The sequence below is a fragment of the Bacillus sp. FDAARGOS_1420 genome (genome assembly GCF_019344915.1).
Taxonomy (GTDB): Bacteria; Bacillota; Bacilli; order Bacillales; family Bacillaceae_G; genus Bacillus_A; species Bacillus_A mycoides.
The window spans coordinates 374,537-396,814 of the sequence record NZ_JAHWJB010000002.1 but is presented as its reverse complement, the minus strand read 5'-3'; the positions used below and the strand labels follow the sequence as shown (position 1 = coordinate 396,814).

Sequence of the window (22,278 nt, the reverse complement as noted above, 5' to 3'; positions counted from 1 at the left end):
GTTAAAAATGATGATTTTTACACTTTTCTAAATTATCAGAGAAAAACAAATTTTATATTCTATAATATCTTACGCATAATTATTCCTCCTTTTTTGTCATAAAATGAAGGTTTATTCATATTGAAAATATGTAGGCTAAAATAAGTGCAAAGGATATGAAAGTGTGTTACGATACACTTTGCTAAAAATAGATATCGGTAAAGAGGGGACGGACATGACAGCAATTCGCTCAAAAAACGGGCCAACAGAGAAATTAAGTTTATTCTTATTAACATGGCCTATTTTTCTAGAAGTTTTTCTTTTTATGCTGATGGGGATCGCTGATACTTTCATGTTAAGTGCATTATCAGACGATGCTGTATCTGGGGTTGGTGCAGCAAATCAATACCTTCATATCGCGATTTTAGTACTAGAAGTCATCGGGAATGGTGCAGCTATCGTTGTATCCCAATACCTCGGTTCTAAACGCTTTATGGAAGCATCAAAAATATCAGCATTAGCCGTCACATTAAATTTAGTGGTCGGACTCATTATAAGCGCTGGTTTTCTTTTATTTTCAAAACATATGATGATGGCAATGAATTTACAAGGCGATGTACTAACGTATGCACAAAGCTATCTATCCATCGTCGGAGGAGCTATTTTCCTTCAAGCTATTATTAACTCATTAGCCGCAATTATCCGCGTTCACGGCTTTACAAAGCAAGCGATGTTTGTTTCGCTTGGAATGAATATTATTCATATCGCCGGAAACTACGTACTTATTTTCGGGAAATTCGGTTTCCCTGAACTTGGTGTGCAAGGGGCCGCGATTTCTTCCGCTGTCAGCCGGTTAATCGCACTTATCATTTTCTTCTGGTTACTATACCGCGTTATGGAATACCGTGTGAAATTACAATATTACTTCACTTTATCAAAAGAATATGTTGGCAAAATTTTGAAGATTGGCATTCCATCTGCATTCGAACAAGTCATGTATCAAGCTTGTCAAATTGTCTTCTTATATTACGCAACATACTTAGGTACGGAATCGTTAGCTGCAAGACAATACGCTACTAACATTTCCATGTTCACTTATTTATTCGCCATTGCTATCGGTATGGGAACAGCTATTATCGTTGGACGCCTAGTTGGCGGAAATGAAAAGGATGAAGCTTACACACGCGTATGGAAAAGTGTACAATGGGCGATTGGTGTAACTTTATTTATGGTCATGCTCGTTGTTACATTCCGCACACAATTAATGGGACTATTTACGGATAATCCTCATATTATCGCTCTAGGGGCAAGCGTTCTTTTACTAAGTGTACTACTTGAAACAGGACGGACGATGAACATCGTCATCATTAATTCACTTCGTGCAGCTGGCGATGCAAAATATCCTGTTTTAATCGGCGCATTCTCCATGGTATTAATGAGCTTACCACTCGGCTACTTTTTCGCCTTCCATTTAGACATGGGGCTCGTTGGTATTTGGCTAGCGATTGCTATCGACGAATGGACACGAGCAATTATTATGTTCTTCCGATGGAGAAGTAGATCGTGGGAAAATTATGCACTTGTTAAACCTGATGAACAAGAAGATAGTGCTTCTGTTCAAGCGCAATAAAATAAAAGTGTTTCTAAATGAAAAAAAGGCGGCTGATTTCAGTCGCCTTTTTCTTCATTCTCGGAAACTCTTACTTCGCTGTCTTTAAACAGAAAAAGAACTTGGATAAAATCTCTTTATACTAAATTAAGTTTAATTAGTATAAAAAAGTAGAGCCATCCTTCTGTAATAGAAGAATGGCTCTACTTTTTTATTGATAAATCTCTTTATATTTCTTATACTCCGCTTCAGAACATAATACGAAATGTCCTGGGCGAATTTCACGCATTGTTGGTACTTCGCTACCATAATCATGCTGAGTTGGATCGTATACGATACGTTTACGATTGCGCTCATAATCTGGATCTGGAAGCGGAATTGCAGATAATAGTGATTTTGTATATGGATGCATTGGATTCGCATATAACTCTTCACTTGTTGTCAACTCAACGATTTGACCACGGTACATTACACCAATGCGATCACTAATGTATTTTACCATTGATAAATCATGGGCGATGAATAAGTATGTTAAACCTTTTTCTCTTTGTAACTGTTTCAGTAAGTTTACAACTTGCGCCTGAATCGATACGTCAAGTGCTGAGATTGGTTCATCAGCAATGATAAATTCAGGTTCTACAGCTAGCGCACGAGCGATACCGATACGTTGACGTTGTCCGCCTGAGAATTCATGCGGGAAACGGTTCGCGTGCTCTTTATTTAAACCAACTGTATTTAACAGCTCGTGAACACGGTCCATACGCTCTTTTTTGCCTTTTGCTAGTCCGTGAATATCAATACCTTCTGCGATAATATCCCCTACTGTCATACGAGGATTTAATGATGCATATGGATCTTGGAAAATCATTTGCATTTTACGGTTGAACTTCTTAAGTTCTGCGCGTGATTTTTTCCCATGTACATTTTCACCATCGAACAACACTTCACCGGCAGTTGCGTCGTATAAACGAATGATCGTTCTTCCAGTTGTTGACTTACCACAACCAGATTCTCCTACAAGTCCAAATGTTTCACCGCGGTAAATATCAAATGAAATATCATTAACTGCTTTAACAACACCACCACTCACATCAAAGTGTTGTTTCACATTTTTCACTTCAATTAATTTCTCACGTTGTTTAGTCATGTTGTTCACCTGCTTTCATTTGAAGAATACGTTTTTCAACAACTGCTGGTGGTTTTACTTCTGGCGCTTGCTCATGAAGTAACCAAGTTGCCGCATAATGTGTATCACTTACTTTAAATAAAGGTGGTTCCATTTCAAAATCAATTTTCAGCGCCTGCGGGTTACGTGGTGCAAAAGCATCACCCTTTGGCGGTTTTAATAAGTCTGGAGGCGTTCCTGGAATCGCATATAGCTCGTCCTCTGAACCATCTAAGCTTGGCATAGATGCGATTAAGCCCCATGTGTATGGATGTTTTGGATTGTAGAAAATTTCATCAACCGTTCCAATTTCAACAACTTTACCAGCGTACATAACCGCAACTCGGTCTGCAACGTTTGCCACTACACCTAAGTCATGCGTAATGAAAATGATTGCTGCTTCTGTTTTTTGCTGAATGTCCTTCATAAGTTCTAAAATTTGCGCTTGAATTGTAACGTCTAGCGCTGTTGTCGGCTCATCGGCAATTAATAATTTCGGATTACAAGCTAACGCCATCGCAATAACTACACGTTGTCTCATACCACCTGAGAATTGGTGAGGATATTGTTTTAAGCGCGCTTCTGGATTTGGAATACCTACAAGGTCGATTAATTCTAAAGCAACTTTACGTGCATCTGCTCTACTCATCCCTTGGTGTTTAATAAGACCTTCCATAATCTGATTACCAATAGTCATCGTTGGGTTTAATGATGTCATTGGATCTTGGAAAATCATCGCAATGTCTTTACCGCGTACTTGCTGCATTTCTTTTTCTGTTAGTTTCGTTAAATCACGACCGTCAAATACAATCTCTCCATTTTTAATACGGCCTGGAGGATTCGGGATTAATCCCATTAGCGCTTTAGAAGTAACTGATTTCCCAGAACCAGACTCTCCTACAATCGCTAATGTTTCCCCTTTTTTCAAATCAAAAGTAACTCCGCGCACTGCTTGTACTTCACCTGCATGTGTATCAAAGGAGACTTGTAAATCTTTTACCTCTAACAATGTTTTCATTTTTACTTCTCCCTCCTCGTTTACTTACGCATTTTTGGATCTAACGCATCGCGTAATCCATCTGCCATTAAGTTGAATGCTAGAATTAACATACTGATGACAACCGCAGGGATGAACATCATGTGTGGATACGTTTGAATTGATTTATATCCATCATTTACAAGAGAACCAAGTGATGCGAATGGTGGCTGAATGCCTAAACCGATGAAGCTTAAGAATGCCTCACCAAACACCGCTGATGGAATTGTAAACATTGTCATTACGATAATTGGTCCCATAACGTTTGGAATTAAGTGTTTCACAATTAATTGTGTATTTGTTGCACCTAATGTACGAGACGCTAATACATACTCTTGGTTTTTTAACTTTAAGATTTGTCCACGAACAATCCGCGACATCCCTATCCAACCTGTAATCGCCATCGCGAGTGTGATCGACCAAATACCTGACCCCATAATGATTACCATTAAAATAACGATGATTAAGTATGGAATACCGTTAATAATCTCCATAATCCGTTGCATAATATTATCTACTCTGCCGCCGTAGAACGCTGAAATACCTCCGTATGCAACCCCAATTACTAAGTCAATTGCTGCTGCTAAAAGAGCGATATATAATGATACACGCGTACCTTCCCAAGTTCTTGTCCATAAATCACGGCCAAGATCATCTGTACCAAACCAGAAGTACTCTTTAATATCACGTTTTTCATATTGGTCAACACCATATTGATCTGTACCGTCAAATGGTAACCAATGAACATTTTCAATCACTGGAATTTTCGGTGGCATTTTCGCACGACCTAAGTCTTGCTCTTTATACGAGTGTTTACTTATCATCGGTCCAAAAATTGCTAGTAATATAATAAGCGCTAATAAAATGAAACCAAACATTGCTCCTTTATGTTGGAACAATCGTCTTCTTACATCTTGCCAAAACGTTAAGCTTGGACGGGCAATGACTTCATTATCAACATTATTTTGATTGGCTTGTTGAAATAAATCTGGAGATAATTTTTGTACATCTTTCATCATTTTTTCCCTCCCGCTAAACGAATACGAGGATCAATAATTCCGTATAAAATATCGACAATGAAAATAACTAAAATGAAGATTGCACTATAGAAAATCGTAGTTCCCATAATAATTGTATAGTCATTTACTGTAATAGATTTAACGAATTGTTCCCCAAGTCCTGGTACAGCATAAATTTGCTCAATAACAAGTGTTCCTGTAATTAATGCAGCAACCATTGGCCCTAAAATTGTTACAACTGGAATTAACGCGTTACGAAGTGCGTGTTTTACAATGATAACGCCTTGACTAATCCCTTTTGCTTTCGCTGTTAAAATGTAGTCAGCTTGCATAACTTCAATTAATTCTGCACGAGAGAAACGTGCGATTGTTGCGATAACTCCCATCGATAGTGCAATTGTAGGCATTACAGTAAACTCCGGTCCTTTCCAGAATGCTACTGGGAACCAACCAAGTTTTACCCCTACGAAATATTGTAGTAATGCGGCGAATACGAATGATGGTACCGACATCCCGAGTACGGAAATAATTGTCGCCCCATAATCGACCCACGTATTGTTACGAAGTGCCGCAATGATTCCTAAAATTAAACCGATAAATGTTCCTAATATAATCGCTTGTAAACCAAGTTGTGCTGATGGTCCAATACGATCCACAATCATATCTGTTACCGGACGGTTATCATATTGGAATGATACCCCTAAATCACCTTTTGCTAAGTTACCTAAGTAACGTGCATATTGAACTGGTACCGGATCATTTAAACCATATTTTTCAAGAATGATTTCTTTTTGTGCCGGTGATAACTTCTCCTGGTTTTTCAGCGGAGAACCCGGAAGTAATTTCATCAAGAAGAAAGTCAGTGTAGTAATTAAAAATAATGTCAAAGCCATGTACACGAAACGTTTTAATACATAACGTCCCATAGTCAAGCACCTCCCCGTTTTTCTCAAAAGCAATAAGATAGTTTAAAATATTCTTACTTTTATTTTTTTAAAATAAGAGCATATGCCCATCATAGGCATATACCCTTGTAAACGATGGAAAAAAGATTATTTTTGTTCAACAGATGCCCATTTGTAAGTTAATCTACCACCATAGTTAATTGGGATAATATCTTTTACGGCACCTTTTACCACATATGCTGAACCTTTTTGGAAGATCGGAGCAATAACTGCATCCTCTTTAATTAACATCTTCTCTACCTCTAAAAGGTTGTTCCAGCGAGCTTGTAAATCTTTTGTATCTGTTTTTGCTTTTAGAATTAGCTCATCATATTTCGGATTAGAATATCCTGTTTTATTTTGTGAACCATTCGTAACAAACATATCTAAATATGAGACTGGATCTGGGAAGTCTGGACCCCAAATACCAAACGCCATATCATATTCCTGAGAGTCTTCTAGCTTATTTTTTTGTGCGAATGGCTGCTGTTTAATTTTGATCGATAAACCAGGTAAGTTCTTTTCCATCTCACCTTTTAAGAATTCGCCAATTTTTTTCGCATCTTCATTATCGAAGCTTAAGAATTCTAATTCGATTTTATCAGTGCCAAGCTCTTTCTTCGCTGTTTCCCAAAGTTTTTTCGCTTCTTTTGAATCCGTTTCAACTAGCTTTCCATTTTCAGCACGGAAGTCTTTTTTATTCGGACCTTCAGCGAAATCTTTTCCAACAAATCCGTAAGCACCAATTGCGCCGTTGTTTAAAATAACTTTTGCAATGTTATCACGGTCAAAGGACATTGAAATTGCTTTTCTTAAGTTTTTATTACTCAAATACTTATTATTTTGATTAAATCTTAAGTAGGCAACTCCTGCTTCTTGTCGTGTTTGGAACTCTGGAGTTTGTCTAAACTTATCAACAAATTCCGATGTTAGAGCCGCACGATCAATCGAATTTGTCTCATATAAATTTACATCAGTTGATGTATTTTTCACAATATTAAAATTTATTTCTTCGATTTTAACCGTCTTGTTATCCCAATATGATGGGTTCTTCTTAAATTGGAAGCTTTGTTCATGTTTCCAATCACTCATAACGAATGGCCCGTTATATAATGTTGTATTTGCCTCTAAACCAAACTTATCACCTTGTGATTTCACAAAGTTTTCATTTAGTGGGTAAAACACCGGATAAACCGTTAAATCAATAAAGTAAGGAACGGGATTGTCTAATTCCACTTCTAATGTATAATCATCAATCGCTTTTACACCTAATTGGTCAGCAGGTAATTCTTTTTTATGAATTTTTTCTGCATTTTTAATATCGAACATAATGTATGAATACGTCGCTTTTGTATCTGGATTTACTGCTCTTTTCCATGAATACACAAAGTCTTTCGCTGTTACAGGTTCCCCATTCGACCATTTCGCATCTTTTCTTAATTTAAATATGTATTTCTTCCCATCATCTAGCTTTTGGACATCTTCAGCAATCCCAGGCATTCTCTTTTGATCTTTGCCAGTACGATATAAACCTTCCATCGTATTATTTAATGCTGTTGAAGATGCAGAATCTGATGCTAACGATGCATCCATTGACGGAATTTCAGATAACTCTGTTAAATTAAGAATCTGTTTTCCGTTACTACTACTAGTAGTGTTTTCTTTTCCTTTTGCTTTAGCGTCCTCTTTCTGGTAGCTACACGCGCCAAGCAACATACTTGCAGTTAAAGTTGATGCAAGTAATAACGGTATCTTTTTCTTCATGTTGTGTTGCCTCCCCTAATTGCACTTACTGTACCCTCACTTGTAGAAAAATAGAATTGAAAGAATAATCTCCAAGTTTCTACAATTTTCATTATACATATAATATGACGATTGTGAATATAGTTTTTTGTTTTTTTGTTAAAATTTTTAATAAAATGTTTATATTTTTAATTTTTTGTAAAGGGATACGTTAACATTGCTACCATCATCTTGAAATTAGAACCTCAATTGCGTATAATTTTCAAAAAATTATTTATATTACTTATTATAACTTTTATAGTATAATAATTCTAGTAATATTTTGACGGAGGGGAATATTTTGAATAAAGTTTTTTTTCATACTTGTATACTATTTTTGGTTGCGATAATCGCTTCTAGTGTGGGCGCATTCCTCGTTTCATCTCATTTTTTGTTGAATTTTGTCAACATCTCATTCTATATTGCATTGTTTTTTATTCTTATAGGTGGTTTTTTATTCATATTTCAAAACGGATTTTTTAACGTAACAATTTACGCATTCCAAAGAGTATTTGGTACGAATAAAAAAATTGACTCTTTAATTGAAGAAGCAGAGGAACCTATCGATAAGAAAGAACGTATTTATAAAACATATTCATTCAAATGGACGTATCCGATTTGTATTACCGGTATCGTACTTGGGTTGTTCTCGATCCTCATTAGCTTTACTATTTTGATGTAGTTTGCAAACACTATTCCATATGATATAATAATCAGCAAAACATTTTGTTATAAAACTTTAGTTCTTTCATATTAAAAGAGCTTAAGTAACAATAAATAATTTTATATGTATGCGATGATAAAGAAGAGTACATATTGAGGCAATTTCAGAGAGCTTGTGGCTGGTGTGAACAAGTAATTGCGCAGTATGGAATGGGCTTTTGAGCACCAAACCGAACCGAAAGTAGTAGGCTTTGGCGTTATATCCAAACGTTATTATGGATTAGAGAGATTTCACAGTAGTGAAATAATTAGGGTGGTACCGCGGTCCATTCGTCCCTATAGTTTTTGGGATGAATGGGCTTTTTTGTATGCCTTCTCTTCCCCATCACGCATTCAAATTTAGGAGGAATTACTTATGTCAGTTATCTTTTCTGGTATTCAGCCGAGTGGAACGATTACACTTGGAAACTATTTAGGAGCTATGAAGCAATTTACAGAGCTTCAAAATGAACACGACTGTTATTTCTGTATTGTAAACCAACATGCGATTACAGTACCTCAAGATCCCGTACAACTTCGTAAAAACATTCGCAGTCTTGCTGCACTTTATGTAGCATGCGGCATCGATCCTGAAAAAGCTACTTTATTTGTACAATCAGAAGTACCAGCACACGCTCAACTAGGATGGATTATGCAATCAGTTGCTTACGTTGGAGAATTAGAGCGTATGACGCAATATAAAGATAAATCTTCTGGTAGAGATTCAGTTCCAGCTGGATTACTAACGTATCCACCATTAATGGCTGCTGATATTTTACTTTACAACACTGAAATCGTACCTGTTGGTGATGATCAAAAACAACATATGGAATTAACACGCGACCTAGCAGAGCGTTTCAATAAACGCTTCCGTGAAGTGTTCACTGTTCCTGAAATTCGTATTCCAAAAGTAGGAGCTCGCGTTATGTCATTAACAGAACCTACGAAAAAAATGAGTAAATCTGATCCGAATCCAAAAGCAATGATCAGTATGCTTGATGAACCAAAAACAATTGAAAAGAAAATTAAAAGTGCTGTAACTGATTCTGAAGGTATCGTGAAATTTGATAAAGAAAACAAACCTGGAATCTCTAACTTATTAACAATCTACTCTTCATTCTCTGGAAAAACAGTTGAAGAAATAGAAGCAATGTACGAAGGAAAAGGATACGGAGACTTCAAAGGCGACCTAGCACAAGTAGTCGTAGAAGCAATTCGTCCAATCCAAGACAAATATAACGAACTAATCAACTCACCAGAACTAGACGAAATTCTAGACAAAGGTGCAGAAAAAGCAAACCGCGTTGCATTCAAACAACTACGCAAAGTAGAAAACGCAATGGGATTAAGTAGAAAACGTAGGTAACACAAAAAGCGGAAGCGGCTCGCTTAGAATGTGAGGGGGATGGAGCTCCTGACGTAGAGGCGGGTTTTGCCTCGCAGGAAGGCGCGAAGCCACCGAACATTCTTGTCACCTCCATAAAAAAAACCGCCAATTGGCGGTTTTTTTAATTTACCTTCTGCTCATTTTCCATTTCCCATAACTTTTCAAAAAACGGCTGTCCTTTTACAAGGCGCTCACATAATTGCTCGTGCTTCTCAGACCATCCAGTTTTCGCTTCATCATAAAGTTTAGCCCAAACATCTTCAAACTCCATATGTTGGACCATTCCGTACGCTGATGGATCCCACTCTGTGAACCAATAGCGAATTTCAGCTGGATTTTTCGTTGTATGTAATTGATCTAATGCCATAAATAATAATTGTTTTAACTGTCTTTCTTTACGAGTTAGGCCGTTCATAATGAAAGGCGACGGCGATAAAATATGATGTTCTTTTTCAATCTCTTCCACTTGGAACTCATACTTTTCTGCTTGCACATTCTCTACCATCTCATATACCATCTGTTCTTGACGCGGTATAAGCCTACTTTTTCTAATTGGCACATTATAGCCGATTGAATCAATCGCAATAATTCCTTTTCCATCTGTAACTACAAAACAATATTCTTGTTGCAAACGTTCGTGATTTTTACGAATATAAGCCTTATGATATACGTCTTCCAATAATTTTTGCGGAAGCTCTAATAATTCGTTCTCGATGTAATGATATAATGTGGCATCTACTTTTAATAATGGCACTTGATCTAATAGCTCAATCGTATCATCTTTCCGCCATTCGTAAAAATGACAAACGTTATACCCATTCTCTTCACCTTCAAACCAATTTACCCATACATCATGTAGATATAACATTCACTACCCCTCACTTCACTACTGTTTGTACCAATCATTATGTTCAGTTTTGCTTAACTTTATTCCACTTGAGGAAATATATTCTAATTATTATTTTTTCTTCTATAATATTAAAAAAACAGGAGATAGCTCCCCTGTTTTTCATGAAACATGAAATGTATTTGCTTTATTCAATATTTCTTTCGCATCTATAGATAATAAAGAAAGTGTATTTTCTCCTTCAAATGCTACACAATCTTTCACAATATGAAATCCAAGTGCATAGCCAAGCATTTTCGGATACGAGTGCAGTCCATTTAATAAAACATCATGCTCCCTCGTACCTCTCTTTACGCCTATTCGTTCTTGTATTGAATTCCTCCAATAATAAATAGCATCTTCTTTTGAAATGTAAGTAGTCCACGGTGCACATCTTTTTTCTGTATACCTTTCATACACAGCTTGCTCAGCTAACCCTTCCATAATCATCGTATCAAGTAATGTATACTCTGTTTCTTTCGTCTCAATTTGATGTAGCCTACATATATGATGGTATTCATGCGTTAATAAAGCTTTTAGTTCCTCTACTGAATTACGTCCACATACGAATAAGAAAATAACGTGACGCATAGATAAGCCAGCCTTCCCGTTATATTCCTCTTGTACAGTTCGATTGTATGAATCCGATAATAAAATAAAGATAGGGACATCTGGACCTTTTAGCCAACCTTTCAATTTTTCATACTCCATGCTAAGTTCTTTCCAAATTTCTTTCTTCTCTAACTCTTTAATTTCCTGCTCCCCCCGCATTACTGGTCGATACATACCTTTAGAGATTAAAAAGCGATACAGTCTCTCTTTTGGCAATGGAATATACTTTGTAAATTTCTCACAAAGCTTCTCTGGACGTCCATAATACAGATGTAACCATTCTGCCGTTTCAATAACCCCCACCTTCATCCCTCCTTTTCTTATGTATATGCAAAAAAGAATGGAACGTAAAGGTGATAAAAAATAAATAAGGTGTCTTTTCGTAGTACTTTACGAAGAGACACCTTATTGTACATATTATTTATATGCTTTAAATACTAATACTGCGTTATGACCACCGAATCCTAATGAATTACTTAATACAGCTCGCACTTCTTGATGTCTCGCTGTATTTGGTACGTAATCTAAATCACATTCTGGATCTGGTGTTTCATAGTTAATCGTCGGAGGAATTACTCCGTCTGTGATTGATTTAATAGAGAAGATCGCTTCAACAGCACCAGCTGCTCCTAATAAGTGACCTGTCATTGATTTCGTCGAGCTAATTGCTACTTTATATGCATGCTCACCAAACGTTTCTTTAATTGCCATCGTTTCATACTTTTCATTTGCATCTGTACTTGTACCATGCGCATTAATGTAATCAATATCTTCTGGCTCTAGACCTGCATCAGCTAAAGCTTGACGCATCGCACGAACTCCACCTTCACCACCAGGAGCAGGCATTGTAATATGGAATGCATCACCAGTTGCACCATAGCCGACAATTTCCGCGTAAATATGAGCACCACGCGCTAACGCATGCTCTAATTCTTCAAGAATAAGAATTCCTGATCCTTCACCCATTACGAAACCGCTACGATTTTTATCGAATGGGCGGCAAGCCGTTGCTGGATCTTCATTGAATGTTAATGCTTTCGCTGAGCTAAACCCAGCGAATGCCATACTTGTTAATGGCGCTTCTGCTCCGCCTGTTATCATCGCATCAGCATCACCGCGCTGGATTACTTTAAACGCATCACCAATTGAGTTTGCTCCAGATGCACAAGCTGTTACAGAGCAAGTATTAATTCCTTTCGCTCCTGTAGCGATTGACACTTGACCTGCTGCCATATCTGGAATCATCATTGGTACGAAGAATGGACTCACGCGGCGCGGACCTTTTTCAGTAAAAATCTTAAATTGTTCTTCGTATGTTTCCATACCACCAATACCAGAACCAACCCATACACCAATGCGTGGTGCATTTTCTTCTGTAATTTCAAGCTTCGCATCCGCAACTGCCATTTTCGCTGCTGCTACTGCATATTGCGTAAAGCGGTCCATACGGCGCGCTTCTTTTTTATCTATATATTTTTCGACTTCAAAGTCGTTAATTTCTGCTGCTACTTTTGCAGGAATTTGTTCTGAATCTATTCTTGTAAGTCGTCCGATTCCGGATACACCGTTTTTAATGTTTTCCCAAGCTGTTTCAACATCTGTTCCGATCGGTGTAACAGCTCCTAGCCCTGTAATTACGACCCTCTTTTTTTCCATACAAAATACACTCCTTTTTTTCTCTCAGTCCTTATTTACCCCAACGAAGAGCTACTGCTCCCCATGTTAACCCGCCGCCAAAACCGACTAGTATAATTAAATCACCATCTTGAATACGTCCATTTTGCAATTCCTCTACCATTGCAATTGGAATTGAAGAAGCCGATGTATTACCGAACTTTTCAATTGTCATACTCATTTTTTCTTTCGGTAAATTTAATCTTTCTCTTGCAGATTCCATAATACGAATATTCGCTTGATGTGGTACTAAGAAGTCCACATCCTCTTTCGTAAGTCCCGCTTTTTCTAACACGCGAAGACAGGAATCACCAAGCTGGCGAACAGCAAATTTAAAGACTTCTCTGCCGTTCATCATAACATACTCGTCTTGATAAAGATGCTTACCGCCACTTCCGTCCGCTCCTAATTCAAAGGAAAGTACACCCTTTCCTTCCGAAACAGCTCCCATTACGATAGCACCTGCTCCGTCCCCAAATAGTACGGCTGTATTTCGATCGTTCCAGTCTACAATTTTAGATAGTTTGTCACTACCAACTACTAATACATTTTTATAAGTTCCCGTTTGAATAAATTGCTGCGCTGTAATCATTCCGTACATAAAGCCAGCACATGCTGCACTTAAATCCATTGCGGCTGCGTGTTTTGCGCCAATTGCTTCTTGGATTACACAAGCTACTGCTGGGAATGCGCGATCTGGCGTTACTGTTGCCACTAGAATAAGATCGATATCCTCTCCGCTAATCCCGGCATCTTCAAGTGCTTTTTTAGAAGCCTCTACCGCCATATATGAAGTATCTATTGTATCATCGGCAATGCGTCTTTCTGCAATTCCCGTTCTCGTACGAATCCATTCATCAGATGTATCTACGATTTTCTCTAAATCGTGATTTGTGACTACTTTTTCTGGCACATACCTTCCGATCCCTAAAATGCCCACGTTCACATCGCAGCCCTCCGTTTTATATCAATTATTATGACTTGGTACTAATTTTAAAACATAAATGTACTTTTGTCTAGAATATATTTCAGCTAAAAAAATAAGACAGCGTATTACTAACTTTATTTTTCATTAGAAGAAACAGAAAAATCCCTATCCTTTCAAAAGATAAACTTCCCAATACTTTTGACCTTACTCCGCTCGAAACAAAAAAATCCCTTTCCGCTTCTATTCACAGCTCGAGCCTCTCTCCCATCAAAAAAGAAGGGTTTGGTTTTATTCTTTATCTGCTTTCCCTTCAAAACTAAGACCTTCTCCTCATAACCTTCCCCTTTAGCCTCATCATCTCTCTGGTTTCACTCCGCTCGAAACAAAAAAAGGCCCCAACCGCTTCTATCCACGGTTCGAGCCTCTCTCCCATCAAAAAAGAAGGGTTTTGTTTGGTTTTATTCTTTATCCGCTTTCCCAAGCTCATATGCTTCGCCCATTACTTTCATCAATAGCTCTAACACCGGCTGTGCTTTCTCCATATCAAGCGCAATTCCATTAGAATCTAAAATCGCCTTAGCTTCTGGTAAATGTTTCATTGCGATTTGTAAAAATTGCATACTTTTTTCGTTCATGTAATCTCTTCCTCTCCATTAAAGCTTTTTAATCAATTATCCATACAATAGTGTAACACGCGTGCTACCCTTCGTATAACTCTTTATATTTTTTCATATGTGCCAATTGTTTATTTAAACCGAATTCTACTGGTGTATTTTTTTGAATAGAAATAACCTCTACAGCTTCATCTCTTACTTCCACATTTTTTTTATTTACTTTATCATCTGCATGCAGCAAGGTCATACCTTTTTCCCATAACTCTTCTTTTCCACTAAGTAAATTATATATACCGAGGTGTTTTACATTCATTCCATTTTCCCATAAATATTCACATACATCTTCAACGTAAAGTAAATCACTTCCTTTTTCTCCATTTATACAACGGCACTCTTTTTCATCAAGTTCTGATAAAATAAGCTGATGATACATCATAAACGACGGTTGCCACGGCCCATATAATGTAGGAACTCGATATGCACTATATTGTAATTCGCCTTTTTTCAACCCTTCTTCCACTTTCGAAAATAGATGTTTGTTTTCGGATTCTTCAGTGCTTCCTATTTCAATAGAAGAAATTAGATTTAACTTTACTTTATTTTTTTCACACATCCTTACGATTCGTTTTAAATATTGTAATATGACCCTTTCATTCCGAAATCCACTTTGCTGATTCGGCTCATACAAGCAAAAATAAACTGTATCGAAACTCTCTTCCTCTACCGATCGCCATCCGTCTTCATCCCTTATAGAATAGTACGTAAATAACGCATTCCGCCCAATCAACAATAATTTCTCTTCATTAATTTTTGTCATACTATCAAATTCATCAAAATCAAGACCATATACTTCTACTTCTTCCGCAATCATTTTATTCACAAGGTGATAACCTACAAACGTAAGTGCACCTATAATCAGCACGCGTTTCATACCACCAACCCTTTCCCCTTGAAACAAATAGCTCCTCATTTATGTATATGGGAGCTTCACAATTCTTCTTCATATTTTTTAAAGAAATCAGTCGTTTGTCTAACCATTTTATATTTCACATCTTGCAGATGGAATAAAACAGAAGTATCGCATTGATTGAATTGCCTCATTTTCTCGTATTTACGTAACAATTGTTTTCTTCCTCTTTTTTCCTGTGTTGAGACAAAAATTTTAACAGGTACACAAGACGGCAGAAGCGCAAATGATTTCTTATTTATTTTTGATTCTAATTCTTCTTCTTTGGAAGAATACGCCAAACTTAATTCCTTCACTAATCTTTTGTAAAAAAACTTATGCTCTTTCTCAAAATCCACATATTCTGGTAAATCTAAACACGGATTTAACATAACGACAGAACGTATACATTCAGGGTATTTGTTCATCATCTCCAGCGCTACAAGCGCTCCCATACCATCTGCCATAATGTGCATTTTCGCATTCAATGTCTCTTTTCTTAGAACGACATCATACAAACGTTTTGCAAGACGAACAGCTCGGTCGTTCCCCCAATGCCTTCCATATAAGTTAGATGAAAAGACCGTATAGCCTTTTTCAATAAGGCCCTGTAAAAAATAAGCTCTCCCTGCATGCTGTGTCCATAAACTTGTACCATTCTCAATAAAATAGTTATAATCTCCTAGGAGCATAACAGAAAATCCATTTGGCTTTTCCGGTAAATAAATTACACATGGTTCTTTTTCTAAGTAAAAAAAACGTTCCGTAATACTCATTTTTCTCCCGCCTTATTTTCTAAACGTATAAAAGTACTCTTTTATAATGTATGAACAGAATGCAAATTTGCGTTGAAAAATCTACAAATATTTTTCTATATTCTTTTTTCAATTGTGTTACAATAAGGACAGATTGAACGAATAGAGGTGTAAAATATGCGTTTCATTTGGGCATTAATTTGGTCGTTCGCGCTTGTACATATGATGAGCTACGTAATCGGCTCTATGACTGGCGGTACATACGATTTTAACCAAGCGTCTATTTTCTCAGTTGTTCTTGCGGTATTAGTATTAGCGATTGCAGCTGCGATTCCAAACGAGCCAGTAGAACAACACTAAAAAGAGTCCGGATTTTATCCGAACTCTTTTTTTACTTTACATGAACGACTAATTCGTTATTTTCTACATCAACCACTACGTGACTATTGTCAGTAATCGTTCCTGCAATTAATTCTCTCGCTAATTTCGTCTCAACTTGACGCTGTACGTATCGTTTTAACGGACGAGCTCCGTACAGCGGATCGAATCCAGCTTCTACAACAAATTCTTTTGCAGATTCCGTCAATTCTAATGATATGTGGCGATCTGCTAAACGCCCTTGCAATTCTTGTACAATCTTATCAACAATACCTTTAATTTCATTCCTTGTAAGAGGTTTGAATAAAATAATTTCATCGACACGGTTTAAGAATTCTGGTCGGAAATGTCCTCTTAATTGTCCCATTACAAGTTCTCTTGACTCTTCTTTAATAGAACCATCTTCTTCTAGCCCTTCTAATAAGTGAGCAGATCCAATATTTGAAGTCATAATAATAACCGTGTTTTTAAAGTCTACTGTACGTCCTTGCGAATCTGTAATGCGTCCATCGTCTAACATTTGTAATAAAATGTTGAATACTTCTGGATGTGCTTTTTCGATTTCGTCTAACAAAATAACTGAATATGGTTTACGTCTTACTGCTTCTGTTAATTGTCCGCCTTCTTCATATCCAACATATCCAGGAGGCGCTCCAATTAAGCGTGACACTGCGTGTTTCTCCATATACTCAGACATATCGATACGAATCATTTGCTCTTCACTGTCAAATAACGTTTGTGCTAGCGTTTTTGCAAGCTCAGTTTTACCAACACCTGTAGGGCCTAAGAAAATGAATGAACCAATTGGACGATTCGGATCTTTAATGCCAGCGCGCGCACGAAGAACTGCGTCTGATACAAGGCTTACCGCTTCCTCTTGACCGATAACACGCTCTGATAAAATTTGTTCAAGACGTAATAATTTCTCACGTTCACCTTCAACGAGTTTTGCGACAGGAATACCAGTCCATCTTGAAACAATGTCTGCAATTTCTTCTTCGCTTACTTCCTCGCGTAATAAACGATTCTCTTGTTTATTATGTGCACCCATCTCTTCCGCTTCTTTTAACTCTTTTTCGATAGCTGGAATTTTCCCGTGGCGAAGCTCAGCTGCTTTATTTAAATCGTAATTTCCTTCTGCTTCTTCTAACTCACGGCGCAAGCGCTCTAAATGCTCACGTAAGTCACGCACTTTGTGAATGTCTTCTTTTTCTTTCTCCCATTTCGCTCTCATACTACTTGCAACTTCTTTTAAATCCGATAATTCACGTTGCAATGTTTTTAGGCGCTCTTGACTACCTAAATCCTTTTCTTTCCCAAGAGCAGCTTCTTCAATTTCCAGCTGCATAATGCGGCGCGTTACTTCATCTAATTCTGTTGGCATAGAATCAATTTCTGTTCGAATTGTTGCACAAGCTTCATCAACAAGATCAATTGCTTTATCGGGCAAGAAACGATCTGAAATATATCGATCTGATAAAACAGATGCCGCTACAATCGCGCGGTCATGAATATTTACACCGTGATAAATTTCAAAACGCTCTTTTAAACCACGCAAAATGGAAATTGTATCCTCAACAGTTGGCTCTTCTGCTAACACTTGTTGGAAACGTCTTTCTAACGCTGGATCTTTCTCAATATATTTACGGTATTCATCTAATGTCGTTGCCCCGATACAATGCAGTTCACCACGCGCTAGCATTGGTTTTAACATATTTCCCGCATCCATCGCTCCTTCTGTTTTACCAGCGCCGACGATTGTATGAAGTTCATCAATGAATAATAAAATACGGCCTTCACTCTTTTTAATTTCATTTAATACAGCTTGCAGACGTTCTTCAAACTCACCGCGGAATTTTGCTCCGGCCACAAGTGCACTCATATCTAAAGCGAAAATTGTTCTATCTTTTAATCCTTCTGGGACATCTTTTTTCACAATACGCTGCGCTAATCCTTCAACGATTGCTGTTTTACCAACACCTGGCTCTCCGATTAAAACGGGGTTATTTTTCGTTTTGCGTGAAAGAATGCGGATCACGCGGCGAATTTCACTATCTCTGCCAATTACAGGATCAATTTTCCCCGCTCTTACTTCAGCCACTAAATCACGGCCATATTTTTCTAACGCTTCATAAGTTGCTTCTGGATTTTGACTAGTCACTCTTTGATTCCCCCGAACTGTCATTAAAGACTGTAATAAGTTATCTTTCGTAATATGAAATTTTGTAAATAATTGATTTATATCGCCTTTTTCTTCAGAAAAAGCAAGTAATACATGTTCGATTGAAATGTAGTCATCTTGCAATTTCTCCGCTTCTTTTCCTGCTCTTACAAGCAGTTGTTGCAAAGCACCTGTTACATATAATTTCCCTGCCTCTGCGCCGCTTCCAGTTACAGAAGGCTTTTTCTTAATTAAACTTTCGGCGCCTTGCTTTAACGCTTCTATATCGACATTCATTTTTTGAAAAATACGTACCGTTAATCCGTCTTGTTGCTCTAATAACGTAAGCAATAGATGAACAGTATCTACTTCTTGATGATGATGAGATACCGCTAAAGATTGAGCACTCATAATCGCTTCCTGTGTTTTCGTTGTCATTTGATTTAAGTCCATCTTTACAGCCCTCCAAATGTTTGACTTTCTTTGACCTTTGATTTGATTATACGCCAACTGACTTTTTTATACAATAATTTTGCTTATGTAGTTCAAACTTATTATTGGAAAAAGAAAAAAGTAACATTCATTTTCCTAATCAAAAAAGCCGCAATAACGATTGCGGCTTCTGTTACGGTTTTCTTTTATATGTCCACTGACGGTTATGATTTGCGTTCTCTGGAAACTTTTCACCGGCAGTTAATTGTACCATTTGCGGATTTTTCACCATACTTCCCGTTTCACCAATTTCTACGTAAATGCCATCATTTGGCGCTTTTTGCCCTGAACGAAACCTGCGATTTTGTCCCATTTTCATTCTCCTTCCATGACGTCTTGCCTCATTAGTATATCCATTTTAAAAGAAAGCCTTTCTGTCATGTTTAGGAAACAAGTACTACCGTTTACCCATGTACATATATATAATTACACAAGCTTAAGCAGGAATTATTGGCATATTTGTTGAAAAAAAAGAAACCAACCAAAGTTTAGGCCAGTTTCAAAGGAGAGTCAAACATATACGAGAAGATTACATGTTCATTATAAGTCGCATCATTCAAACAATGTAACCCTTTTCACAAATTGTACATAATGAAAGAAACATTGTTTGAACTTTCTAAAAAGACATTGACTTTTCCTAATTTCCAACGAGAAATAGTAGACACCACAGCGCTTCGCGACGTAAGATGGATATATAGTGAAACTTTCATCTACAGTAGTTTCACCCAGTCTAACCTCTTATTTCTGCATATTAAAAACGGAAATACAGATAGAATCAAAAAATTTATTATAAGAGGTGAAATTATGAACAAACAACATTTAATCGCATTAGACTTAGACGGAACTTTATTAACAGACAACAAAATAATTTCTCCAAGAACGAAAAACACAATTGCAAAAGCAAAAGAACAAGGACATATTGTCGTTATTTCAACAGGACGTCCATTCCGCGCTAGTTACGATTATTATAAAGAACTTAGCCTTAACACACCAATCGTAAACTTTAATGGAGCTTACGTGCATCACCCTCTTGATTCAAGTTGGGGAACACATCACTCTCCTCTTGAACTTTCAACAGCGCAAGAAATCGTCCGAGCTTGCTTTGATTTCGGCGTGAAAAATGTCTACGCTGAAGTCATCGATGATGTGTATGTCCGTGAAATTGATGAAGATAAAAAACATATTTTTGAATTCGGTTCTCCAAGGATTTTCACAGGAGATTTATTAAATATTTTAAACGACCATCCAACTTGCTTATTAATCGATGCACATGACGAGCATTCTGCTGCAATTCGCCAACATTTAACAGATATGCATGCTGAAGTCATCGACCATAGAAAATGGGGTGCGCCTTGGCCAATTATTGAAATTGTAAAAAGCGGATTAAATAAAGCTGTCGGATTACAAAAAATTTCAGGCCATTATAATATTCCTAAAGAGCGAATTATCGCTTTTGGTGATGAGGATAACGACTTTGAAATGATCGAATTTGCTGGTCATGGAATCGCAATGGGTAATGCAATTCCTGAATTAAAATCACTCGCAAATCATACGACATTAACGAATGAAGAAGATGGTATCGCTCTATATTTAGAAGAGGTTCTTGGATTGTAATCTAAAAATTCCCTGCTTATAGTTTCTCGCCAAACGCTCATACTATTATTAGACGCAAAAGTCAGCGCGTCAATTGTTTTCAGCTAAATAAAGGGGGTTTTTCGAATGGGTAAAAAGAACAAATCAAAACGTTTTATCCAGCAAGGAGCCGATGCTGTTATGAAGCATGATGCAAGATTCCCGTACAGAGGTACATTAGCTGAGGCAGAAAAAGCGAGAAGTAACTCTTCATTTGGAGGGGTTTAAATGGGGAACTTACTATTCCAACAAGCTAGAGACGCTGTTTCAAGTGCCGTTTCTTGTTCAAGTGGCGCTGAACAACAGGAACTCGTTTATAGAGCAAAAAACTCTTTGCACTCTGCTTATGCAAACTCTTCAACTGCTGAAAAAGTTCAGCTACGTGAAATGCAGGAGCAATTGCAAAACATTACGAATTCGCATTAAAAAAGGAGGACCAGCTTTGGTCCTCCTTAATCTTTTCTAAACAATCCAAACACACCGACCGTTTGCAGTATATTTGTAAATGCACCTGGGTCCACTTGTTTAATAACCCTCTCTAATTCGTACAACTCGTAACGAGTAATAACAATCATTAACATTTCTTTATTTTCATTTGTATAAGCACCTGTTGCTGGTATAGTTGTAATCCCTCTCACTAAGCGAGAGTGAATCGCTTTTCGCACATCTGCCCCGTTCTTTGTAACAATTAATGCCGTAATCTTCACATGACGGGTATGAATCGCATCAATAATTCTCGTTGATACATACAAAGTGACTAAAGTATATAATGCCTTTTCCCATCCATATACGTAGCCAGCAGCGATAATGATAAGTGCATTAAAGAAGAAAAAATACGTGCCGACAGGCTTATCTTTTATTTTTGATAAAATCATAGCAATAATATCTAGACCACCTGTAGAAGCCCCCCATTTTAAAGCAACCCCTACCCCAATCGCTGAAATAATACCACCAAAAATCGCATTCAATATAATATCGTGCGAAACCGCTCTAACTGGGATAATTTCTAAAAACAAAGTCATAAATACAACGCAAAGAAAACTAAAAAATGTAAAGGCCTTCCCAACCTTTTTCCACGCTAAAATAACGACAGGAATATTAAACAAACTAAACAATACCCCCGTAGATATATGAATAGATAAAAAGTCACCTAATATTTGTGACAATAATTGAGACAATCCAGCAAAACCACTCGCATACACTTTCGCTGGTGTTAAAAATAAATTCATCCCAATCGCATTTAATAAACCCGCAATAATTACAACGATTAACTTCTTAATAAGTTCAGTATAATTCAGCTTCAAATCCATTTCTAATCCACCTTTAGTATTCATGAATGCACCGCTATACATAGTCTTTACGAAAAAGGAAATGATAAACATACAACGTTTAGAAATGGAGTTGATACATATGCCACATACTAGCGATAACGACAAAAAAGCACGCGACAATAATGCAAAGCGCACTCAAAAAAATGAACAAGAGCAAAAAAATATTCAGCAAGGAAAACGTGCATATTCTAAGAAAACCGATCACCTTTGATTACATCGTACATCAACTTTAATGTTGATGTACTT

The 22,278-nt window shown here is 37.2% G+C and carries 23 protein-coding genes and 1 other annotated feature; of the genes, 8 read left to right on the top strand and 15 right to left on the bottom strand.

Annotation, left to right across the window (positions count from 1 at the left end; all coding sequences use genetic code 11):
* The first annotated feature begins 163 nt into the window (after positions 1 to 163).
* The gene (locus tag I6L50_RS12280) at positions 164 to 1,609 is read left to right on the top strand and encodes an MATE family efflux transporter (protein WP_219301713.1); all 1,446 of its coding nucleotides are present in this window, start codon (positions 164 to 166) and stop codon (positions 1,607 to 1,609) included.
* Positions 1,610 to 1,799: 190 nt separating this feature from the next.
* On the opposite strand, the gene I6L50_RS12275 is transcribed toward I6L50_RS12280, so the two are convergent.
* The 5 genes from I6L50_RS12275 to I6L50_RS12255 all read right to left on the bottom strand — a co-directional run bounded on the left by I6L50_RS12275 (position 1,800) and on the right by I6L50_RS12255 (position 7,516).
* The gene (locus I6L50_RS12275; protein WP_113937678.1) at positions 1,800 to 2,735 is read right to left on the bottom strand and encodes an ABC transporter ATP-binding protein; all 936 of its coding nucleotides are present in this window, start codon (positions 2,733 to 2,735) and stop codon (positions 1,800 to 1,802) included.
* A complete protein-coding gene (locus I6L50_RS12270; protein WP_113937677.1) occupies positions 2,728 to 3,771 on the bottom strand; it encodes an ABC transporter ATP-binding protein in 1,044 nt (347 codons plus the stop codon). Before I6L50_RS12270 ends, I6L50_RS12275 begins: the two co-directional genes overlap by 8 nt.
* A gap of 20 nt (positions 3,772 to 3,791) precedes the next feature.
* On the bottom strand, positions 3,792 to 4,808 hold the full coding sequence (gene opp3C, locus I6L50_RS12265) for an oligopeptide ABC transporter permease (protein WP_113937676.1): 1,017 nt from the start codon (positions 4,806 to 4,808) through the stop codon (positions 3,792 to 3,794).
* On the bottom strand, positions 4,805 to 5,734 hold the full coding sequence (gene opp3b, locus I6L50_RS12260; RefSeq protein WP_000534164.1) for an oligopeptide ABC transporter permease: 930 nt from the start codon (positions 5,732 to 5,734) through the stop codon (positions 4,805 to 4,807). The genes opp3C and opp3b overlap by 4 nt, the downstream gene beginning before the upstream one ends.
* Before the next feature lie 126 nt (positions 5,735 to 5,860).
* Positions 5,861 to 7,516: a peptide ABC transporter substrate-binding protein gene (locus I6L50_RS12255; protein ID WP_219301712.1), complete on the bottom strand. Its 1,656-nt coding sequence runs from the start codon at positions 7,514 to 7,516 to the stop codon at positions 5,861 to 5,863.
* A gap of 319 nt (positions 7,517 to 7,835) precedes the next feature.
* On the opposite strand from I6L50_RS12255, the gene I6L50_RS12250 reads away from it, so the two are divergent.
* Together I6L50_RS12250 and trpS are read left to right on the top strand one after the other, a co-directional pair.
* Positions 7,836 to 8,216: a DUF3899 domain-containing protein gene (locus I6L50_RS12250; protein ID WP_002125921.1), complete on the top strand. Its 381-nt coding sequence runs from the start codon at positions 7,836 to 7,838 to the stop codon at positions 8,214 to 8,216.
* 105 nt (positions 8,217 to 8,321) lie between these two features.
* Positions 8,322 to 8,538 (top strand) — a binding site (T-box leader).
* A 74-nt stretch (positions 8,539 to 8,612) separates the two neighbouring features.
* On the top strand, positions 8,613 to 9,602 hold the full coding sequence (gene trpS, locus I6L50_RS12245; protein ID WP_000110999.1) for a tryptophan--tRNA ligase: 990 nt from the start codon (positions 8,613 to 8,615) through the stop codon (positions 9,600 to 9,602).
* Between the two features lie 142 nt (positions 9,603 to 9,744).
* Here trpS and I6L50_RS12240 read toward each other — a convergent pair whose 3' ends face one another.
* The 7 genes from I6L50_RS12240 to I6L50_RS12210 form a co-directional block, all read right to left on the bottom strand.
* A complete protein-coding gene (locus I6L50_RS12240) occupies positions 9,745 to 10,491 on the bottom strand; it encodes a YjbA family protein (protein WP_002030367.1) in 747 nt (248 codons plus the stop codon).
* A gap of 141 nt (positions 10,492 to 10,632) precedes the next feature.
* Positions 10,633 to 11,424 carry a DUF2268 domain-containing putative Zn-dependent protease gene (locus I6L50_RS12235; RefSeq protein ID WP_113937674.1) on the bottom strand — a complete coding sequence of 264 codons (792 nt, stop codon included), beginning with the start codon at positions 11,422 to 11,424 and terminating at the stop codon, positions 10,633 to 10,635.
* A gap of 114 nt (positions 11,425 to 11,538) precedes the next feature.
* The gene (gene fabF / locus I6L50_RS12230) at positions 11,539 to 12,777 is read right to left on the bottom strand and encodes a beta-ketoacyl-ACP synthase II (RefSeq protein WP_113937673.1); all 1,239 of its coding nucleotides are present in this window, start codon (positions 12,775 to 12,777) and stop codon (positions 11,539 to 11,541) included.
* A gap of 31 nt (positions 12,778 to 12,808) precedes the next feature.
* Positions 12,809 to 13,741 carry a beta-ketoacyl-ACP synthase III gene (gene fabH / locus I6L50_RS12225; RefSeq protein ID WP_001100550.1) on the bottom strand — a complete coding sequence of 311 codons (933 nt, stop codon included), beginning with the start codon at positions 13,739 to 13,741 and terminating at the stop codon, positions 12,809 to 12,811.
* A gap of 440 nt (positions 13,742 to 14,181) precedes the next feature.
* Positions 14,182 to 14,358, bottom strand: coding sequence for a ComZ family protein (locus tag I6L50_RS12220; protein WP_002011319.1), 177 nt, complete (start codon positions 14,356 to 14,358; stop codon positions 14,182 to 14,184).
* Positions 14,359 to 14,422: 64 nt separating this feature from the next.
* Entirely contained in the window at positions 14,423 to 15,295 is an 873-nt protein-coding gene (locus tag I6L50_RS12215; protein WP_219301711.1) for an NAD-dependent epimerase/dehydratase family protein, read from the bottom strand.
* 29 nt (positions 15,296 to 15,324) lie between these two features.
* On the bottom strand, positions 15,325 to 16,059 hold the full coding sequence (locus tag I6L50_RS12210; protein ID WP_219301710.1) for a lipase family protein: 735 nt from the start codon (positions 16,057 to 16,059) through the stop codon (positions 15,325 to 15,327).
* A gap of 156 nt (positions 16,060 to 16,215) precedes the next feature.
* On the opposite strand from I6L50_RS12210, the gene I6L50_RS12205 reads away from it, so the two are divergent.
* The gene (locus I6L50_RS12205; protein WP_001211111.1) at positions 16,216 to 16,398 is read left to right on the top strand and encodes a YjzD family protein; all 183 of its coding nucleotides are present in this window, start codon (positions 16,216 to 16,218) and stop codon (positions 16,396 to 16,398) included.
* A 31-nt stretch (positions 16,399 to 16,429) separates the two neighbouring features.
* Here I6L50_RS12205 and clpB read toward each other — a convergent pair whose 3' ends face one another.
* On the bottom strand, positions 16,430 to 19,030 hold the full coding sequence (gene clpB, locus I6L50_RS12200; protein WP_219301709.1) for an ATP-dependent chaperone ClpB: 2,601 nt from the start codon (positions 19,028 to 19,030) through the stop codon (positions 16,430 to 16,432).
* A gap of 172 nt (positions 19,031 to 19,202) precedes the next feature.
* The gene (locus I6L50_RS12195) at positions 19,203 to 19,382 is read right to left on the bottom strand and encodes a YjzC family protein (protein WP_002086997.1); all 180 of its coding nucleotides are present in this window, start codon (positions 19,380 to 19,382) and stop codon (positions 19,203 to 19,205) included.
* Positions 19,383 to 19,873: 491 nt separating this feature from the next.
* On the opposite strand from I6L50_RS12195, the gene I6L50_RS12190 reads away from it, so the two are divergent.
* From I6L50_RS12190 to I6L50_RS12180, 3 genes are all read left to right on the top strand, one after another.
* A complete protein-coding gene (locus I6L50_RS12190; RefSeq protein ID WP_002011310.1) occupies positions 19,874 to 20,683 on the top strand; it encodes a Cof-type HAD-IIB family hydrolase in 810 nt (269 codons plus the stop codon).
* 105 nt (positions 20,684 to 20,788) lie between these two features.
* Entirely contained in the window at positions 20,789 to 20,929 is a 141-nt protein-coding gene (locus I6L50_RS12185; RefSeq protein ID WP_000516816.1) for a hypothetical protein, read from the top strand.
* Entirely contained in the window at positions 20,930 to 21,127 is a 198-nt protein-coding gene (locus I6L50_RS12180; RefSeq protein WP_002011309.1) for a DUF3813 domain-containing protein, read from the top strand.
* Positions 21,128 to 21,153: 26 nt separating this feature from the next.
* On the opposite strand, the gene I6L50_RS12175 is transcribed toward I6L50_RS12180, so the two are convergent.
* Positions 21,154 to 22,011: a YitT family protein gene (locus I6L50_RS12175; protein WP_219301708.1), complete on the bottom strand. Its 858-nt coding sequence runs from the start codon at positions 22,009 to 22,011 to the stop codon at positions 21,154 to 21,156.
* Between the two features lie 100 nt (positions 22,012 to 22,111).
* Here I6L50_RS12175 and I6L50_RS12170 point away from each other — a divergent pair, with 100 nt between their 5' ends.
* Positions 22,112 to 22,243: a DUF3941 domain-containing protein gene (locus I6L50_RS12170; protein WP_001120851.1), complete on the top strand. Its 132-nt coding sequence runs from the start codon at positions 22,112 to 22,114 to the stop codon at positions 22,241 to 22,243.
* Positions 22,244 to 22,278 lie beyond the last annotated feature (35 nt).

What these genes read in the sequence shown, in the direction of transcription:
- I6L50_RS12220 (WP_002011319.1), bottom strand. Translation starts at nt 14,358, where the DNA reads ATGAACGAAAAAAGTATGCAATTTTTACAAATCGCAATGAAACATTTA.
- I6L50_RS12255 (WP_219301712.1), bottom strand. Translation starts at nt 7,516, where the DNA reads ATGAAGAAAAAGATACCGTTATTACTTGCATCAACTTTAACTGCAAGT.
- fabF (WP_113937673.1), bottom strand. Translation starts at nt 12,777, where the DNA reads ATGGAAAAAAAGAGGGTCGTAATTACAGGGCTAGGAGCTGTTACACCG.
- I6L50_RS12240 (WP_002030367.1), bottom strand. Translation starts at nt 10,491, where the DNA reads ATGTTATATCTACATGATGTATGGGTAAATTGGTTTGAAGGTGAAGAG.
- I6L50_RS12180 (WP_002011309.1), top strand. Translation starts at nt 20,930, where the DNA reads ATGGGGAACTTACTATTCCAACAAGCTAGAGACGCTGTTTCAAGTGCC.
- opp3b (WP_000534164.1), bottom strand. Translation starts at nt 5,734, where the DNA reads ATGGGACGTTATGTATTAAAACGTTTCGTGTACATGGCTTTGACATTA.
- I6L50_RS12185 (WP_000516816.1), top strand. Translation starts at nt 20,789, where the DNA reads ATGGGTAAAAAGAACAAATCAAAACGTTTTATCCAGCAAGGAGCCGAT.
- I6L50_RS12170 (WP_001120851.1), top strand. Translation starts at nt 22,112, where the DNA reads ATGCCACATACTAGCGATAACGACAAAAAAGCACGCGACAATAATGCA.
- I6L50_RS12210 (WP_219301710.1), bottom strand. Translation starts at nt 16,059, where the DNA reads ATGAGTATTACGGAACGTTTTTTTTACTTAGAAAAAGAACCATGTGTA.
- I6L50_RS12190 (WP_002011310.1), top strand. Translation starts at nt 19,874, where the DNA reads ATGAACAAACAACATTTAATCGCATTAGACTTAGACGGAACTTTATTA.
- I6L50_RS12270 (WP_113937677.1), bottom strand. Translation starts at nt 3,771, where the DNA reads ATGAAAACATTGTTAGAGGTAAAAGATTTACAAGTCTCCTTTGATACA.
- I6L50_RS12195 (WP_002086997.1), bottom strand. Translation starts at nt 19,382, where the DNA reads ATGGGACAAAATCGCAGGTTTCGTTCAGGGCAAAAAGCGCCAAATGAT.
- trpS (WP_000110999.1), top strand. Translation starts at nt 8,613, where the DNA reads ATGTCAGTTATCTTTTCTGGTATTCAGCCGAGTGGAACGATTACACTT.
- I6L50_RS12205 (WP_001211111.1), top strand. Translation starts at nt 16,216, where the DNA reads ATGCGTTTCATTTGGGCATTAATTTGGTCGTTCGCGCTTGTACATATG.
- clpB (WP_219301709.1), bottom strand. Translation starts at nt 19,030, where the DNA reads ATGGACTTAAATCAAATGACAACGAAAACACAGGAAGCGATTATGAGT.
- opp3C (WP_113937676.1), bottom strand. Translation starts at nt 4,808, where the DNA reads ATGATGAAAGATGTACAAAAATTATCTCCAGATTTATTTCAACAAGCC.
- I6L50_RS12175 (WP_219301708.1), bottom strand. Translation starts at nt 22,011, where the DNA reads ATGGATTTGAAGCTGAATTATACTGAACTTATTAAGAAGTTAATCGTT.
- I6L50_RS12275 (WP_113937678.1), bottom strand. Translation starts at nt 2,735, where the DNA reads ATGACTAAACAACGTGAGAAATTAATTGAAGTGAAAAATGTGAAACAA.